The sequence below is a fragment of the Burkholderia sp. 4M9327F10 genome, from assembly GCF_005503145.1.
GTDB lineage: Bacteria > Pseudomonadota > Gammaproteobacteria > Burkholderiales > Burkholderiaceae > Paraburkholderia.
In genome coordinates this window covers 164438-181068 of record NZ_SCNV01000010.1, presented here as the reverse complement: position 1 = coordinate 181068, position 16631 = coordinate 164438, and the positions used below count along the sequence as shown (strand labels likewise).

General features: G+C 60.7%; 12 protein-coding genes and 1 pseudogene. 9 read left to right on the top strand and 4 right to left on the bottom strand.

The window, feature by feature from the left end:
- Positions 1-478: 478 nt before the first annotated feature.
- Together FFS45_RS13075 and FFS45_RS13070 are read right to left on the bottom strand one after the other, a co-directional pair.
- A complete protein-coding gene (locus FFS45_RS13075) occupies positions 479-991 on the bottom strand; it encodes a hypothetical protein (RefSeq protein WP_137955060.1) in 513 nt (170 codons plus the stop codon).
- A gap of 736 nt (positions 992-1727) precedes the next feature.
- Positions 1728-3344 carry a DUF262 domain-containing protein gene (locus tag FFS45_RS13070; protein WP_249362768.1) on the bottom strand — a complete coding sequence of 539 codons (1617 nt, stop codon included), beginning with the start codon at positions 3342-3344 and terminating at the stop codon, positions 1728-1730.
- Positions 3345-3428: 84 nt separating this feature from the next.
- Here FFS45_RS13070 and FFS45_RS13065 point away from each other — a divergent pair, with 84 nt between their 5' ends.
- Together FFS45_RS13065 and FFS45_RS13060 are read left to right on the top strand one after the other, a co-directional pair.
- Positions 3429-6245, top strand: coding sequence for a plasmid replication protein, CyRepA1 family (locus FFS45_RS13065; protein WP_137955059.1), 2817 nt, complete (start codon positions 3429-3431; stop codon positions 6243-6245).
- A gap of 254 nt (positions 6246-6499) precedes the next feature.
- Complete coding sequence (locus FFS45_RS13060; protein ID WP_137955058.1) at positions 6500-7087, top strand: site-specific integrase; 588 nt, start codon at positions 6500-6502, stop codon at positions 7085-7087.
- 401 nt (positions 7088-7488) lie between these two features.
- Here the strand turns inward: FFS45_RS13060 and FFS45_RS13055 are convergent.
- Positions 7489-8187: pseudogene (locus FFS45_RS13055) on the bottom strand (magnesium chelatase domain-containing protein); the annotation flags it as partial.
- Positions 8188-8289: 102 nt separating this feature from the next.
- The gene (locus tag FFS45_RS13050) at positions 8290-8544 is read right to left on the bottom strand and encodes an accessory factor UbiK family protein (RefSeq protein WP_137955057.1); all 255 of its coding nucleotides are present in this window, start codon (positions 8542-8544) and stop codon (positions 8290-8292) included.
- A 417-nt stretch (positions 8545-8961) separates the two neighbouring features.
- Between FFS45_RS13050 and FFS45_RS13045 the strand changes: the two genes are divergently transcribed.
- The 7 genes from FFS45_RS13045 (at position 8962) to ptsP (ending at position 16630) form a co-directional block, all read left to right on the top strand.
- On the top strand, positions 8962-9300 hold the full coding sequence (locus FFS45_RS13045) for a P-II family nitrogen regulator (protein ID WP_074285567.1): 339 nt from the start codon (positions 8962-8964) through the stop codon (positions 9298-9300).
- A 42-nt stretch (positions 9301-9342) separates the two neighbouring features.
- Positions 9343-10827, top strand: coding sequence for an ammonium transporter (locus tag FFS45_RS13040; RefSeq protein WP_137955056.1), 1485 nt, complete (start codon positions 9343-9345; stop codon positions 10825-10827).
- Between the two features lie 281 nt (positions 10828-11108).
- On the top strand, positions 11109-12398 hold the full coding sequence (gene gshA, locus FFS45_RS13035) for a glutamate--cysteine ligase (protein ID WP_137955055.1): 1290 nt from the start codon (positions 11109-11111) through the stop codon (positions 12396-12398).
- Positions 12399-12562: 164 nt separating this feature from the next.
- Positions 12563-13519 carry a glutathione synthase gene (gene gshB, locus FFS45_RS13030; RefSeq protein ID WP_137955054.1) on the top strand — a complete coding sequence of 319 codons (957 nt, stop codon included), beginning with the start codon at positions 12563-12565 and terminating at the stop codon, positions 13517-13519.
- Positions 13520-13851: 332 nt separating this feature from the next.
- The gene (locus FFS45_RS13025) at positions 13852-14343 is read left to right on the top strand and encodes a PTS sugar transporter subunit IIA (protein WP_137955053.1); all 492 of its coding nucleotides are present in this window, start codon (positions 13852-13854) and stop codon (positions 14341-14343) included.
- Positions 14344-14395: 52 nt separating this feature from the next.
- Positions 14396-14665, top strand: a complete 270-nt coding sequence (locus FFS45_RS13020; RefSeq protein WP_137955052.1) for an HPr family phosphocarrier protein — start codon at positions 14396-14398, stop codon at positions 14663-14665.
- Positions 14666-14878: 213 nt separating this feature from the next.
- On the top strand, positions 14879-16630 hold the full coding sequence (ptsP, locus tag FFS45_RS13015; protein ID WP_137955051.1) for a phosphoenolpyruvate--protein phosphotransferase: 1752 nt from the start codon (positions 14879-14881) through the stop codon (positions 16628-16630).
- Position 16631 lies beyond the last annotated feature (1 nt).

Sequence of the window (16631 nt, the reverse complement as noted above, 5' to 3'; positions counted from 1 at the left end):
GTCGCTGTTTGCCGCTACATTAATCTTCGACTGCATACTGGCATTAGATGCTTCTGCGGATCGGCTAAAGGCGGACACTCGGCCCGAACGCACGACGGTCCGCTGTTGGCCGAGGCCGTGTCAAAACGCGCGCTCCAACGGAGGGCTTTCGAAATCGGGTTGCGAGAACGGCCTACAACGGCTTCGGCACGTGTCGGCAATGGTAAAGCGACCCCTCAAAACCTCGAGATTTAGTGTTTTGACACGGCCTCGGCCGACTTGCGCCTGACGCTGCAATTTCGTCTTTCTTGCCGTTCACGTCAAGGCGACTGCAACGCGCTCCCTTAGAAGCTGCGAAATGAATCTCGATACTGACTGGTGATTTTCGGCGGCTGCAAGCCTCACGAGAGCGTGCACGTCTTTCGGCAACCGGGCGGACACGATGCAGGAGGCGTTAGTTGACGATCCCCCGGTAGGATTTGGATTATCCATAGGCATATTACGAACTCGGCGTATCGAGCATGCTGCTTACAATGAAGCCGTTATAGCTGAACGGTCGTTCAGCAAGCTTGGTGATGTAGTGGGCCACGCATGACACATCCTTGGCAGCAGCAAGTGCCTGAACGTCGCACGTGCCTGTTGGGACGATAAATTTCCACAGCGACGGCGCGGACTTCACAAACCAATCGCGGCGCTTCTCGGTCACATACGCTAGCGCATGATAGTGCAGATGACCTGATGCAGGCGCGTACTCTGGATATGCGATAAAGCGGAATAGCTCGTCACGTGGACGATTCTCGAACTGTCTCGATCGAAACAGCCGAGAGCGCACGCCTAGATTCCACTGGCGCATGGGCTTGAAAGCCGATCGTTCTGTATAGGCAGCGTGAAAATTCAGAGTTAGAAAGTGAGTGTGCTCGGCGCTCTTCAGCCATTTGATGTGCGCAAGACGTAGCTCAAGACCGGAGTCTGTTTTTCGGAAGGGATTGATATTCATATAGGTGGCGATCAACGAGGTTCATGCAGGACCTCTCATGCATTAGTCTGTGCATCAGGAGTCGGTTCTTGCATTCAAGCTCGCCTGCAAGAGGGTGATCTTGTAAAGTTTTAGATAAAGCTATGCCAATGCGCGTCGATCAAACGACGAACATGGCGGCGTGGTATTGCCGGATAGGATCACTCCTGCGCGAGGGCGCGGAGGTGTTGGGAATACTCGGCGTCAAGTCGCACGAGTCGCCGGATCGAGTCCGGGTAGGTGGTCACTAAATGTCGGATTCTTTTTGGACGACAGACCTATTTATTCGTAATCCTAAAATGTTTACAACTTTAATGACTAAAACATTGTCAATACTGGTAACCGTTCGAAACCACCGTACCCTGAGCTTGCAGAGGCACATGTTTCAAAATTGAAATCTACCGTAAATTTTGAAATATCTGCGGCGGATACGTAGGCTCGCATTTTCTGGGCGGACGTGCGCCACTTGCTGCGTCGCAGAGTTTCCTCGAAGTGTCCTATTCGACGAACACATGTCAACCCAGCTCAGTCATATGCCACTAGATGTGCCGACGACTGCTTGCGGAGGTGAAGCAGTCGCTGGGTCTGCAATTGCGCGGGACAATAATGGACAGCGCGCGATACTTTCACGACGTCCTGTGAATGAACTGACGTTTCTTAGCTGGTGATCTGCGTACCACATCATGGTTGTGAGTTCGATCTCCATCGCACATCGAACTCGTTACAGGACCATCTATGCCAAGCCCGGCTCCTTTGCAGCCACCTCAACGGGTTTCACGGTAGGCGAACCTTCGATGACATCCCACGCTCGCCGCGCCAGATCAGCAAGAAGCACTTGGCGCCCGTCGATTGTCGTGGCGTTCCAGTTGCCGAATGGGTTCAACTTGGCGACGGCCAGGTCAATTCGCGTGTTAGCCCCGACCTTTGGCCTTTCAGACAGGGAGCGTGTCAGTAGCAGTTGCGACTGGAGGTACACTGGTCGTTTTTTGGAATATGGCTGATTGCCCAAAGAAGCGTTAATGGACTTTTCTGCCAGAACGAGGTTGCCAAGCCGCTGGGCCAATTCGTCAAGATCCCCTTCGCCAAACTCGGACACTGCCTCGTTGCTCGGGTTCTCTGGGAGGATGTGCTCGATTTCGTAGCCGCCACTGATATACCGGCTAAGCCAACGCGTCCCTTCAGTTTCCCCGTAGGCCTCAAGCTCTATAAACTGGGTTAGTTTCGCCAAGATGTAACGTAGGCGGTATTTTTGGACCGAATCCGAGGTCAGGCGGCGCATAGCATCGTCGAATCTGGAAGACAGGCTGGTCCGAGCACTGGCAAACCGGTCCGCGACGAACTCCTCAAATTGTTCGGGGGTCTGTACGCGCCTCAGTTCAGCCGCCCAGCGCGCAAAATCCCTCTCGAAGTCGCGTGTCGGCTCACGGGTGATCACGTAGCAGAAAAAGAGGTTCTCAACCTCCCGACAAAGGCGGTCAAACAAGTCGCTGGAGAGATGTCGGCCGGCAAGCAATAAGATCAAGTGCTGACGCGCAGCTTTGCCACCGAGACATCTCATGTTCTCTAGGAAGCGATTGGCCTTGCCATCCTGGTCTTTGCCTAAGAGGAAATGGTCGTAGGCGGATGCCGTCGCTACCAATTCTTTGGCAAACCCAATGGGATTCTTGGCATAACCACAAACGGCTTCGTTCTTGGTCAGCCAGCCGTAAATCTCATCCTCCCGCAACGTGTCAACGTCGTAGCTGCTGAAGATGAAATAGCGCAGAAACCGTAAGGGCTTCTCGCCCATGGCAAAAATCGTGTCTTGGAGCTCTTTCCACGTGACTTTCAGTTTTTCGAACTGATCTCGGCTGGCCTTCATGAATAACAGGTTCTTGAGCAGATCCATTGAGTCTAGGCCAACGCCTCGATCATTGATCGTTTCAAATACCTTGAGGGCCTTGGCAACATCCTGCGTCTGGATCCGGATAAGCTTGACCCGATTGGTTAGGTAACCGTAGAAAGTCCGCGTCGCATCGACACTCTCGCCGAATTCGCGCTGAAGGAAGCTGCGCGTCACCTGATAGGCATTGTGGATATTTGCCATCGACCGGGTCAGTTGGCCGGTAAGGTGCTTGTCGCAATTTCCTCCCGCGAGCCGTTGCAGCATGTCACCGCTATCTTCGTATTGGAGGTCCAGTCGGTACCGGAAATGGTCCTGACCATTGGCATCTGTGGACGTCGCAGCAATTTGTGGCTCAAGAGCTCCAGGCGGATTTTGCCCGAGTTTTGCTAAATGGTCGCGGATAGCGCACAAGGTGACGTAGAGCGTCGTCAGCCCCGGATAGCATGAGTTCCTCGCCCACAGCACAACCCGGAACCTGTGCGAAGCACCACGGTCGGCGCGACCGTGAGCGTGGGGCGAAACCCAACTCCTGCTATCAGGAGGCCCAACATGTTCCTTTCGACCCAGACCGCATCAGAAGGTCAGATTGCATTTCCCGTTTCGACGGCGCTCTCGCCGGAAGACCTCGCCGCGCTATGGCGGTGTGGGAAATCCGTTTCCATTTCTGGCGGCAAAGTGCACCGACAAACCAGCCTTTCGACCGATTCGCTGTCCGGCTTCGTCTTTGTACGCGTACCACTGCTTCGTTTCAGCTCCGGTGAGGTTCAAAACGCGGATTTCACCGACCGGTATTGCTCGGTCATGGTCGCGTCCATCGCCGTATCAGGCGAAGCCGTGCTCGCGTTTAAATTGCCAAGGCCGTTAAAGGACGGCAAGGCGCTGGACTTCTTGCTGCGCGGTCTTGACGTGACCTATGGCGGCAAAGCTGTCGGGCTGAGCCGTGACACTGAGTTCGGCTTTACCGTGGACGGCGAACGTCAAGTGTTGATCACACGTGATCGCGAACTTGACGAAGCGGCGGTTAACCGTCTGATGTTGCTCGGGCGCGAGAACAGCGCGTTGCAGATCGGGCACGCGGGCTATATCCGCTCGGGCGTCACGGTTGCCCCGGATTCGTTGGTAACGCTGGGGAGCGGCGAATCGCTGGTGCTCGCCGGCCTGGAACCTGATACCGAGATTTTTTGCCCGGTTCACGTTGATTCACGCGCCACAGCGGTTATTCAGTTGTTCGCCGTGGGCGGTCCGGTCGTTCAGTGCCACCACTGCCAACGCGTCTTTCCGGGGCGGGCTAGCCGCCCCAGCTACGATTTCGGCCTGTTCGACCGAACGGTGGAACGGCTCGCGCGCGAGTTGCCGACGGAGGTAACTCGCGACGGACTGGTGTACGACGAGGCGTCTATCGTCTTGCATTCGCATCGTTACCTGCCGACGCTCGACCTAGGTCCGGGTATTACGTTCGTGAAGTCGCCTAAAGGTTCGGGCAAAACCGAGGCGCTGGTTGATCTCGTCGCGCTGTGCAAGAAGCAGCGACTAACGGTGCTCGTCATCGGGCATCGTCGTTCCCTGTTGCAGTCGCTCGCGCACCGGCTCGGCGTGGACAATTATCGGATTCCGAGGCCGCGTGCCATCGGCAGTGATGTTGACGATTACCTGGCGGTCCCGCCCGGCCCGTATTACGCCGTGTGCCTCGACAGCCTCGGGCGGCTGAATCCGAAGACGGATCGCTACGGCGTGGTCATCATCGACGAGTCGGAGCAGGTGTTCGCGCATCTGATCGGGGATACCGTTCGTGAGGAACGGCGTGCGGTGTTTGCGCGGTTGAAATTTTATCTGGATACAGCGGAACACGTCTTCTGTCTTGATGCTGACCTCAACATGATCTCGATGCAGGCCGCCTTCGTCATGATGCAGCCCGAAACGTCCGTGCGGATCGTCATCAACGAGCCAGAAACAGAGTCGCGTCCGTACCACCTGTGCGGCACCAAGGCGCAACTTATCGATGAGATGCTCGGAGACGTTCGGCGTGGGTACAAGTGCTTCGTGGCGACGAACAGCAAACGTCAGGCGCAAGATCTCGAAACGATGCTGGTACGGGAGTTTCCCGGCAGGCGAATTGTCACCGTCACGTCCGGCAATTCGCAGAGCCGTGACGTTCAGCAATTGCTCGGGGCGATTGCAGAGAAGTTTCGTAGCGAAATCGACGTGCTGATCGCGTCTCCCGCGATGGGGACAGGCGTGGATATCACTTTTCTGGGCACGGGTGGTAACCCGGAGGTCGTCGTGGATCGGGTGTTTGGTCTTTTCGAGGCCAATATCACGACCCACTTTGACCTCGACCAGCACCTGATGCGTGTGCGGCACCCCGGCCAGGTGAAGGTCTGGGTGAACCGGACGGAACTGAACTACGAGACGGACGTTGCCTGTCTGATCGGCGAATTGAAACGTTCTCTCGACCGGACGGATCTTCTGGTCCGGTTTGCTGACGACGGCACTCCGGAATATCTGAACGATGATGGATTGACCGGTATCTGGGCGCAGGTTCAGGCGGCGAATCGTGGTTCGAAGAATTCGTTGGCACCGTTGTTTGAAAACCTGCGTGCGCACAATGGCTGGGTCGCTGTAGATGGATTGGCCGGGCAGGATTTCGACAGCATCGCTATACGTTCGCAGGCGGCGTCGAATAAGCTGCGAGCCGCCAAGGCTGCCCGTGCAAACGAACGTGCTCAGCGAATCGCGGCGGCGCGCTCGCTCGGCGAGTCGGAGGCCGAGGAATTGATCGCTCTTGAGAAGGCTGAAAAGCCGCTGACGGCGGAACAGGCGCTGTCGCTCGAACGCTTTCGGATTGAGCGCTTCTACGGCGACGAGATTTCAGAAGAGCTTGTGACATTCGATAACGAAGGCCGTACACGCGAGCAGGTCCGCTTGCTCGAACTCGTTCTTTCTGACGGCAAGGACGCAGCCTGGACAGATCTGTTTGAGCGTCATTCGCAGCTTCTGGGCTTTGATCGCCAGCAGCGGCTTGCCCGGCGCGAACTGCTACGCGAGCTTTTCACGGCGGCGGGCTTGATGCGCGCCGATACGGCGGAATTCGGCCTCGATGCCCGGGTGTCAGCGCGGACGTTGAGCGCCTTTGCGTTGGTGGCGCGCGCGAAGGATCGTCAAATCGATCTTCTGCTCGGAAAGCCGGTTCGCAGGGATCTGGAGAAAAACCCGGTCGGTCAGTTGACGGCGCTTCTCGGAATGGTCGGCCTGGAATTGGAGGAGGCGACGGTCACGCAGCGCGGCGGAAAGAAGACGCGCGAGTACGGGCTCAGGCCGAAAGATTTTAAGCGGATGAGCCAGATTCTGGACGCACGGCGGGCTTGATCGCGCTCGAAGACAGGTAGGGCTATGGTTCGTTTACGAGATGAACGGTCGATCTGTCTTCGAGCGGGCACGGAAGTGGGCCAGCGGCTTGACTCGGTTGGCAAATCTGCCGGCACGGGGCGTGAACAGTTGGCGGCCGGTTTTCGTTGGCTCAACGTTTCACGTCATCGCGGCCGCCGCGTGCGGCAGGTTTATGTTTCCTCTGGCAACTGGTTGATTTAAAATAACTATAACAAAATCAACGAGTTAAATGAATGGATGGCAAAGCGGCAGTTCCATCAGCGGTCGAGTTGCGGCGGCTTCTGACTGTCGCTAGGGCTGGTAAGCAAGGCTTGCGAAATGCGGCGATCGTCAACGTCTCATACCGGCTCGGATTCCGCGCGAAGGAAATGGCAGGCTTGCGAGTTTCTGACCTGATGGACGATCAGCTTCAGTTGCGCGACGAATGCCGCCTGTCGGGCAAAGTCACGAAAGGGGGAAAACCCCGTGTCGCTTATCTTTCGAATTCCCACCTTCGTTCCGCGTTGCTGGACTATCTGCGCTGGCGTCAGGTGCAGGAAGGGATTCTTTTCAATCGCAATGCGGCCCTTTTCAAATCGCAGAAAGGCTCCGGTTTTTCACCGAACACGATGCAGCAGCTTCTGGCACGGCTGCACGACGTGGCAGGAATTCAGGGGGGACGCAGCCATTCGGGGCGGCGCTGGTTCGCCACCGAGTTGATCAGCAAGGGCATCGACCTGAAATCGGTGTCGGTACTCATGGGGCATTCGTCGGTGTCAATGACGGCGCAGTACGCCGAGGACAACCCGCAGAGACTCAAAAAGATTGCGGCATCGCTATGACTGAACGTCAACACGCATTGCCGCTATCGCGCAATTTCTTCTACCTGAACAGGACCAACGTATGACCTCGAAACGTCAACAAGCTGGGAGCGCCACCGCTGTGGGAAGCGAAACGGGCTCGGAAGTGGTCAAGACACGAACCCCGCGGGCTGACACACCCTCCACCAGGGAGCAGGTTGTCGCACTGATGGCGGAACTGAACGCGGAGCGTCAGGGACTGGTCCAGATGACCATCGAGCGACTTACTGCGGGAGGGGCGGTGGACAAGGTCGCAACCCGGCGCATCAAGGCAATCGACGCTCAGAAGCAAAGCCTGCTCGTGGCCCGATTTGTCGGTCTCCTGCGGCAAAATGGCCCGGAGGTTGACGGGCTGGTCGCCCGACTGATGGAGATTTAATGTAACCGACGATCAGCACGTGATGGCCACCGGCAGCCGCGACTTCGAGCGCCCGCCGCGCGCCACGCTGGCCGATCACATCGGCCATGTCGGCGGGCGGTACGGCTGGCGCGGCGGGAAGCGCCGGCGCTGCGACCGGTCTTAACCGGCCATCCGGGACATCGGCCAGGTGGGCGCAGAGCGAGGGCAGGTCGGACGCACCGTAGACATCCACGCCAGGCACGAGCGCCGCTTCCGCTGCGCTCGCCGCCGGCAGATAGAGTTCAGGGGCCCGCTGCGAGTGCTCGGTTTGCGCCTGCGCCACATGGCTGCGCGCCGTCCCGCACGCCATCGCGAAAGCTCCGCGCATGGGACGCAGCGCCCCGCTCAGCGAGAGCTCGCCAGCGAACTCGCGATGCACCAGCGATTCGGCAGGAATCTGCCCGCTCGCGGCGAGGATGCCTAGCGCAATCGGCAGGTCGAAGCGGCCGGATTCCTTGGGCAGGTCCGCGGGGGCGAGATTGACCGTGATACGGCGTACTGGAAAATCGAAGCCGCAGTTCTGCAGCGCGGCGCGCACGCGTTCGCGGCTCTCGCGCACTTCGAGATCGGGAAGACCCACGATCGAAAAAGAGGGCAATCCGTTGGCGAGGTGAACCTCGACCGTTACTTCGGGCGCGCGGCCAGCGGCCGGCGCGCGACTGCGCACCACGGCAAGCGACATGTTTTCTCCCGTCAGACGGCGCGCCGGCGGCGCGCACGACTCCCTAAAACGCTGATGACGTCACGGCTCGCTTGCCGGTGATGTGCAGCATTCAGACGAACCTTAAGACGTGTGAGTCACCGGCAGCTTCTGCTCCAGCTCGGCGACGCGCCGCTCCAGCTCCTCGAGGCGCGCACGCGTGCGCACCAGGACCTGGGTCTGGGTATCGAATTCCTCGCGCGTTACCAGATCGAGTTTTGAGAAGCCCTGCGACAGCATGGCCTTGACGTTGCGTTCGACATCCTTGGCCGGCGAGTTCTTGAGCAGATCGCTCATGCGCGCCTGAAAATCGTTGAAGACGTCGTTCGGTTGTTTCATGGTGTTCCCCTTGGGTGCACAAAAAGTGTGCATGTGTCGTTACGTCTGTGCCCCGGATTTGCGGATGATCGTTTCTGGTGCATGAATGTGACACCCGTCCCGCCGCATGAGCGCGTTTGGTGCGCGCCTTCGAATCCGCAGCCTGCAAACACTCTAGCAACGATCCAGGCGGCGCGCCACCGTCGCCCGCCCACGTTAGCCATCCGGCCAGGGGGCGCGCAAGGCGGCTACCGGCACCGGTTCCAGCCATCAGGACTGTCACATGGCATGCGAGTTGCTGTTACTGCCCGGCGCGCACTGCCGGAAGCTTTTGCCGGCATTGCATCGATACGGCGTGAGCAGCAACCGCGTGTCGACGCAACAGTTCAGGGGAAACAAGGTTACGCAAACGGGTTACGCAACTACAGCGAGGATTTCATGAAACTGATTACCGCAATCATCAAGCCGTTCAAGCTCGATGAGGCGCGCGAAGCCTTGTCGGCAATCGGCGTCTCCGGAATCACGGTGACAGAAGTGAAGGGCTTTGGACGTCAGAAAGGCCACACCGAGCTGTACCGGGGCGCTGAGTATGTGGTCGATTTCCTGCCGAAGGTGAAGATCGAGGCCGCGGTCTCGGACGACATCGTCGAACAGGCGATCGAAGCGCTCGAGCGTGCGGCACGCACCGGCAAGATCGGCGACGGCAAGATTTTCGTCACGCCGATCGAGCAGGTGATTCGGATCCGCACCGGGGAGACCGGGGCGGACGCCCTGTAATTAGAACGATAGATAGCGACTAAGCGACAAGAGGAAACGAAGATGCGCAAATTATTGATGTCCTTGCTGATGGCCGGATCGCTGCTCGCGGGCGGTGTCGGCGCCGCCCTTGCGGACGACGCTTCCGCCCCCGCGGCTGCCTCGGCGCCCGCCGCCGATGCGTCGGCTAGCGCGCCGGCTCCGGACGCTTCGGCCCCGGCTGCCGCCGCATCGGCACCGGCCACTGCCGCCGCCGCACCCGACACATCGGCCGCTGCCGCAGCCGCTGCGCCGGCCGCACCGACCGCGCCGTTCTCGGTCGATTCGTCGAAGATCAACTCCGGCGACACCGCCTGGATGCTGACCTCCACCGCGCTCGTGCTGTTCATGACGATCCCGGGTCTCGCGCTCTTCTACGGCGGCATGGTCCGCAAGAAGAACGTGCTGGCGACGCTGATGCAAAGCTATGCCATCACTTGCGTCGTGACGATCGTCTGGACGGTGATCGGCTATAGCCTCGCGTTCACGCCGGGCGGCTCGTTCATCGGCGGCTTCTCGCGCGTCCTGCTCGCCGGCATGAACTATATCCACGGCGACAAGGCGACTACGCTGACGGTGAGTCACCTGGCGCCGACGATCCCGGAAACGGTCTACTTCGTCTACCAGATGACCTTCGCGATCATCACGCCGGCGCTGATCACCGGTGCCTTTGCTGACCGCATGAAGTTCTCGGCCATGCTGGTGTTCATGACGCTGTGGTCGATCATCGTCTACTCGCCGATCGCTCACATGGTCTGGGAACCGACCGGCTGGCTGTCGGCCGCGGGCATCCTCGACTTCGCAGGCGGCACGGTGGTGCACATCAACGCCGGTATCGCCGGTCTGGTCTGCTGCCTGGTGCTCGGCAAGCGCGTCGGCTACGGCAAGGAAGTCATGGCTCCGCACAACCTCGTGCTGACGCTGATCGGTGCGGCGATGCTGTGGGTGGGCTGGTTCGGCTTCAACGCGGGTTCCGCCGTGGCTGCTGACGGCCGTGCCGGTTTCGCCATGCTGGCGACGCAAGTGGCGACCGCCGCTGCCGCACTCGGCTGGATGTTTGCCGAATGGATCGCCAAGGGCAAGCCGTCGGCACTCGGTATCGCTTCGGGCGCTGTGGCCGGTCTGGTGGCCATTACGCCGGCTTCGGGCTATGTGGGTGTGGCCGGTTCGCTGGTGATCGGTATTGCTGCCGGCGTGATCTGCTTCTGGTCGGCTACGTGGCTCAAGGGCAAGTTCGGCTACGACGACTCGCTCGACTGCTTCGGCGTGCACGGCATCGGCGGTATCGTCGGCGCTCTGCTGACCGGCGTGTTCGCGGTCAAGGACATCGGCGGCGCGGACGGCAGCGTGATCCTGCAGGCCAAGGGCGTGCTGACGACGCTGGTCTACAGCGGCGTGGTGAGCTTCATCCTGCTGAAGGTGATCGACATGGTGATGGGCCTGCGTGTGACGGAAGAAGAAGAGCGCGAAGGCCTGGACGTGGTCCTGCACGGCGAACACGTCGAATAAGGTTTCACGAAGGCTGGGATAGCTTCGGAGGATTTCAGGTTTTACGAATCACGTATCAAGCGCAGCGACTTCGGCCCGCCTTCCGGCGGGCCTTTTTCTTGGTGCGGTCTTTGCTGCTGCGCGCGGATGAATCGCGGTAGACTCATCTTGAGGGGCAATCTCCACGGGCTATAGCGCCGATAGCGAGAAAGCATCCGTCCCTGCTTGCGAATGGAGAAACCGTCCCCAAATGGACGAAGCAATTGCTCTACAATCTTTTTTCTCCAGTCTGCGAGTGATCAATGGTTCCGCACCTAGTTACGGCGTTAAACGGCCCGCTGCTCGATCTCGAGCGGAAGATCCTCGACGCCACGCCCGCCATCGAACGCTGGTTCCGTCTGGAATGGCAGGAGCACACGCCGCCGTTCTACTGCTCGGTCGACCTGCGTAACGCGGGCTTCAAGCTCGCGCCGGTCGACACCAACCTGTTCCCAGGGGCATTCAACAACCTGCCGCAGGAAGTGCTGCCGCTCGCCGTCCAGGCGGCTATGGCCTCGATCGAGAAGATCTGTCCGGACGCGAAGAACCTGCTGGTCATTCCGGAGCGCCACACGCGCAACGCGTTTTATCTGGAGAATGTGGCGCGGCTCGCCACTATCATGCGTCAGGCGGGCCTGAACGTACGTTTCGGCACGCTGGACGAAAGCATTGTCGGCCCGGTCACCATCGCGCTGTCGGATGGCCAGAAGATCGTCCTCGAGCCGCTCGAACGCTCGGCGCGCCGGCTTGGCCTGAAGAATTTCGACCCGTGTTCGATTCTTCTGAACAACGACCTTTCGGGCGGCATTCCGCCGATCCTCGAAAACCTGCACGAGCAGTATCTGCTGCCGCCGCTGCACGCCGCGTGGGCGGTGCGCCGCAAGTCGACGCATTTCTCCTGCTATGACGACGTGGCCAAGAAGTTCGCCAAGATGGTCGAGATCGACCCGTGGATGATCAACCCGTACTTCGCCCACGTGGAAGGCGTGGATTTCCAGGAGCGTACCGGTGAGGAAGCGCTGGCCGAGTCGATCGACGGCGTGCTGAAGAAGATTGCCAGGAAGTACCGCGAGTACGGCATCTCCGAGAAGCCCTACGTGGTGATCAAGTCGGATGCCGGTACCTACGGCATGGGTGTGATGACCGTGCACGACGCCTCGGAAGTCGCCGCGCTCACCAAGCGCGAACGCGCGAAGATGGCGGCCACCAAGGACGGCCTCGAAGTCCACGACGTGATCGTGCAGGAAGGCGTCTACACGTTCGAGCGCATCGGCGAGGAAGTTGCCGAGCCGGTCGTGTACATGATCGACCGCTACGTGGTGGGCGGCTTCTACCGCGTGCACGGCAGCCGCGAGCGCGATCAGAACCTGAACGCCCCTGGCATGCACTTCGTGCCGCTCGGCTTCGAGCATACGGCGCTGCCGGACGCGCACGCGAAGCCGGGGGCGGCGCCGCCGAACCGCTTCTATATGTACGGCGTGGTGGCGCGCCTGGGCTTGCTGGCCGCCTCGGTGGAGCTGGAAAAGACCGATCCGGAAGCCATCCAGGTCTGATTTGCAGACGCAGGCGCCGGGCCCGCTTGGCCCCGGCCCCGCACGGAATAACCCCGGCGCAGCGCACGTGGCTGCGCGGGACCGGCCGACGGGCGGCACGCTGCAGGCCGCCGCCCCTTGTTTAACGCATAATGCCAAGCCCATCAGGGCGCACCAGGACCTCCATGGACATTCTCTTTATCGCCGACCCGCTCGATCGCTTCAAGATCTACAAGGATTCGACCTACGCGATGATGGCCGAGGCGGCCCGGCGCGGCCACACGCTATACGCCTGCGAGCCGCAACATCTGGCGTGGAGCGGCGCGGACGTCGAGGCGAACGTGCAGCGCTTTGCGATTGTCGGCGACGAGGCCGACGGCCATCGTGAGACCTGGTATGCCGCCGATGCCGCCGCGACGCGCACGCTGAAGAGCTTCGGCGCGATCCTGATGCGCAAGGACCCGCCGTTCGACATGGAGTACGTCACGTCGACGTGGCTGCTGGAGCTTGCGGAACGCGGCGGCGCCCGCATCTTCAATAAGCCGCAGGCGATTCGGGATCACTCGGAAAAGCTCGCGATCGGCGAATTCCCTCAGTTCGTGGCGCCGACGCTGGTGACGCGCGACGCCGCAAGGCTGCGCGCGTTTCACGCCGAGCATGGCGACGTGATCCTGAAACCGCTCGACGGCATGGGCGGCATGGGCGTGTTTCGCGTGAAGGCCGACGGCATGAACCTCGGTTCGATCATCGAGATGCTGAGCCACGATGGCGCGCGCTCGGTGATGGCGCAGAAATTCATCCCGGAGATCAAGGACGGCGACAAGCGTATCCTGCTGATCGGTGGCCAGCCGGTGCCGTTTGCGCTCGCGCGCATCCCGCAGGGCAACGAAGTGCGCGGCAATCTCGCCGCGGGTGGCCTTGGTGTTGCGCAGCCGCTGACCGAGCACGACCGCAAGATCGCCGAAACGCTGGCGCCGGTGCTGGCCGCACGCGGCCTGCTGCTGGTGGGGCTCGACGCGATCGGCGACTGGCTCACCGAAGTGAACGTGACGAGCCCGACATGTTTCCGCGAAATCATGGACCAGACCGGTTTCGACGTCGCCGCAATGTTCATTGATGCGCTGGAGCGTGCGGTCGGGTAAATGGTGCGGTGGCAGGCTCGCCTGAAAGGCGTTTGGGCGGCATCAGGCGAACAAGTGGCGTAAGCTCGAAAACGAGCCTGTTACAATGCCCGCTCTTCTGCGGCGGCCCGCATCGGTTAGCATCGCCAACAGGCATGGAGCGCAGGGCCGCGCTGGCAAGACAGGCAGCAGTGGGCACCTAACAGGCGCTCGCGGCCGGGCCGCACAGGCTTGGCGAGCGGGCGCCGGGAGACGCCGATCCGACCCTCTTGACCATCGGCCGGTTGAGGGTGTGACGACTGGGTTGATACCCGGGCCACGGTTCAGGGCCGTTTTTTTGCAGCAAGGCTGACATGGCAGGCATTCTGATCATTGCACACGCCCCCCTCGCAACGGCGCTCAGAGACTGTATCGCGCACGTTTACGGGGGCCTACCGGCCCGCATCGGTGTTATCGACGTGTCGCCGGATTGCGACCCCGCGCAGGTGGTCGCGTTCGCATACTCCGAGATCGAGCGGCTCAAGGAAGAGAACGGCGCGCTGGTGCTGACCGATATGTTCGGCGCGACGCCTTCCAACATTGCCGCGCGGCTCGCCTCGCTGCCGCAGGTGCGCGTGCTGGCCGGCGTGAATCTGCCGATGCTGCTGCGCGCGGTCTGCTATCGCGCCACGCCGCTCGACACACTGGTCGACAAGGCGCTGGCCGGGGCAACCAAAGGCGTGCAGGCCATCGTTCCGGGCACGCCCGCGGCGGTATGCTCGCCCTCGGTTGTGACGGACTGTTCGCCGCCGGTCCTGCCGCCGGAGGCCGATCTCAAGCAAAAGCAGGACTTGACGAGCCCGTAACGGTTTCAGTTTCATCTTTCATAACATCTTTACCCGCGCTTCGGACCATCACATGCTGCAACAGGAAACGACTATCGTGAACAAGCTGGGGCTGCACGCGCGCGCGTCGGCCAAACTGACGCAACTCGCGGGTAACTACCAGGCTGAAATCTGGATGAGCCGCAACGGGCGGCGTATCAACGCGAAGAGCATCATGGGTGTGATGATGCTGGCCGCAGGTATCGGCAGCACGGTGCTGATCGAAACCGAAGGCTCCGATGAAAAAGATGCCATGGACGCACTACTGAAACTGATCGCTGATAAATTCGGCGAAGGTCAGTAACGCGCCGCGCGCACAGCTTCGTTTGTGTCATCACGCCGCGGCTTCCCGCGGCGTTTTTTTTAGCGCGTCACAATCGGCATTACGAGCAGGCTGCGTGTTGCGTTGCACAGCGTCGAAGCCGGCGTTGCATCGCTGCGGAATTTATAATGACGTGCAAGGTCTGAGAGCATTGCAGCGGTCTGCCGCGGCATCACACAACTAGAGGAGGTGCGCGTGTCGTTCACGCTGCATGGAATTCCCGTGTCACGCGGTATTGCCATCGGGCGGGCCTATCTGATCGCCCCGGCTGCACTCGACGTCGACCACTATTTAGTCGAGCCTGCCCAGATCGAGGGCGAGGTCGAGCGTTTCCGCTCGGCTCAGGAAATCGTTCATCAGGAGCTCGATGCATTGCGCAACGATCTCGCGGCGGATGCGCCGAGCGAGATGGGAGCGTTTATCAACGTTCATTCAATGATCCTGAACGACGCCATGCTCGTTCAGGAAACCATCGATCTGATCCGCACGCGCCGCTACAACGTCGAGTGGGCGCTTACCGAGCAGCTCGAGCGCATTTCGCGCCATTTCGACGATATCGAAGACGAATACCTGCGCGAGCGTAAAGCCGATATCCAGCAGGTGGTCGAGCGTGTGCTGAAGGCGCTGGCCGGCGCCACCGCCGGCAGCCTGGTGGACAACGTGCACGGCGCCTGCGACGAGATGATCGTGGTGGCGCACGACATCGCGCCGGCCGACATGATGCAGTTCAAGACGCAGACGTTCCAGGGCTTCGTCACCGACCTGGGCGGCCGCACCTCGCACACGGCGATCGTCGCGCGCAGTCTCGGCATTCCGGCCGCGGTCGGCGTGGCGCATGCGAGCGCGCTGATCCGCCAGGACGACCTGATCATTGTCGACGGCGACCACGGTATTGTGATCGTCGATCCGGCGCCGATCGTGCTCGAGGAGTATTCGTATCGCCAAAGCGAGAAGGCGCTCGAACAGCGCAAGCTGCAACGCCTGAAGTTCTCGCCTACGCAGACGCTGTGCGGCACGCGCATTGAGTTGTGCGCGAACATCGAACTGCCGGACGACGCGAAGGCGGCAGTGGATGCGGGTGCAACCGGCATTGGCCTGTTCCGCACCGAATTCCTGTTCATGAATCACAAGAACAATCTGCCGGCGGAAGAGGAGCAGTTCGAGGCGTACAAGCGCGCTGTGGAGCTGATGAACGGGCTGCCGGTGACGATCCGCACCATCGACGTGGGCGCCGACAAGCCGCTCGATTCGATGAGCGGCGCCGACGGTTACGAGACCGCAGCGAATCCGGCGCTGGGGCTGCGGGCAATCCGCTGGAGCCTGTCCGAGCCGCAGATGTTCCTCACGCAGTTGCGCGCCATCCTGCGTGCGTCGGCGTTCGGCTCGGTGAAAATCCTGATTCCGATGCTTGCGCATGCGCAGGAAATCGACCAGACACTCGACCTGATTCGCGAGGCCAAGCGTCAGCTCGACGACGCCGGGCTTCTGTACGACCCGAACGTGCAGGTCGGCGCGATGATCGAGATTCCGGCGGCGGCGATTGCCTTGCCGCTGTTCCTGAAGCGGCTCGATTTCCTGTCGATCGGCACCAACGATCTGATCCAGTACACGCTGGCGATCGACCGCGCGGACAACGCGGTTGCGCATCTGTACGACCCGCTGCATCCGGCGGTGCTGCATCTGATTGCCTTCACGCTGCGCGAGGCGAAGCGCGCCGGCGTGCCGGTTTCGGTGTGCGGCGAGATGGCGGGCGACCCGGCCCTGACGCGTCTGCTGCTCGGCATGGGGCTCACCGAGTTTTCGATGCACCCGAGCCAGTTGCTGGTCGTCAAGCAGGAAATCCTGCGCTCGCACGTGAAGACGCTGGAGAAGCCGGTGGCGGATGTATTGGCTTCGTTCGAGCCGGAAGAGGTGCAGGCCGCGCTCAAGCGGGTAGCGCTGATCTGAG

Excerpts from the sequence above, each read along its gene's own strand:
- FFS45_RS13065 (WP_137955059.1), top strand. The coding sequence starts at position 3,429 with ATGTTCCTTTCGACCCAGACCGCATCAGAAGGTCAGATTGCATTTCCC.
- FFS45_RS13060 (WP_137955058.1), top strand. The coding sequence starts at position 6,500 with ATGGATGGCAAAGCGGCAGTTCCATCAGCGGTCGAGTTGCGGCGGCTT.
- FFS45_RS13050 (WP_137955057.1), bottom strand. The coding sequence starts at position 8,544 with ATGAAACAACCGAACGACGTCTTCAACGATTTTCAGGCGCGCATGAGC.
- FFS45_RS13045 (WP_074285567.1), top strand. The coding sequence starts at position 8,962 with ATGAAACTGATTACCGCAATCATCAAGCCGTTCAAGCTCGATGAGGCG.
- FFS45_RS13040 (WP_137955056.1), top strand. The coding sequence starts at position 9,343 with ATGCGCAAATTATTGATGTCCTTGCTGATGGCCGGATCGCTGCTCGCG.
- gshA (WP_137955055.1), top strand. The coding sequence starts at position 11,109 with ATGGTTCCGCACCTAGTTACGGCGTTAAACGGCCCGCTGCTCGATCTC.
- gshB (WP_137955054.1), top strand. The coding sequence starts at position 12,563 with ATGGACATTCTCTTTATCGCCGACCCGCTCGATCGCTTCAAGATCTAC.
- FFS45_RS13025 (WP_137955053.1), top strand. The coding sequence starts at position 13,852 with ATGGCAGGCATTCTGATCATTGCACACGCCCCCCTCGCAACGGCGCTC.
- FFS45_RS13020 (WP_137955052.1), top strand. The coding sequence starts at position 14,396 with ATGCTGCAACAGGAAACGACTATCGTGAACAAGCTGGGGCTGCACGCG.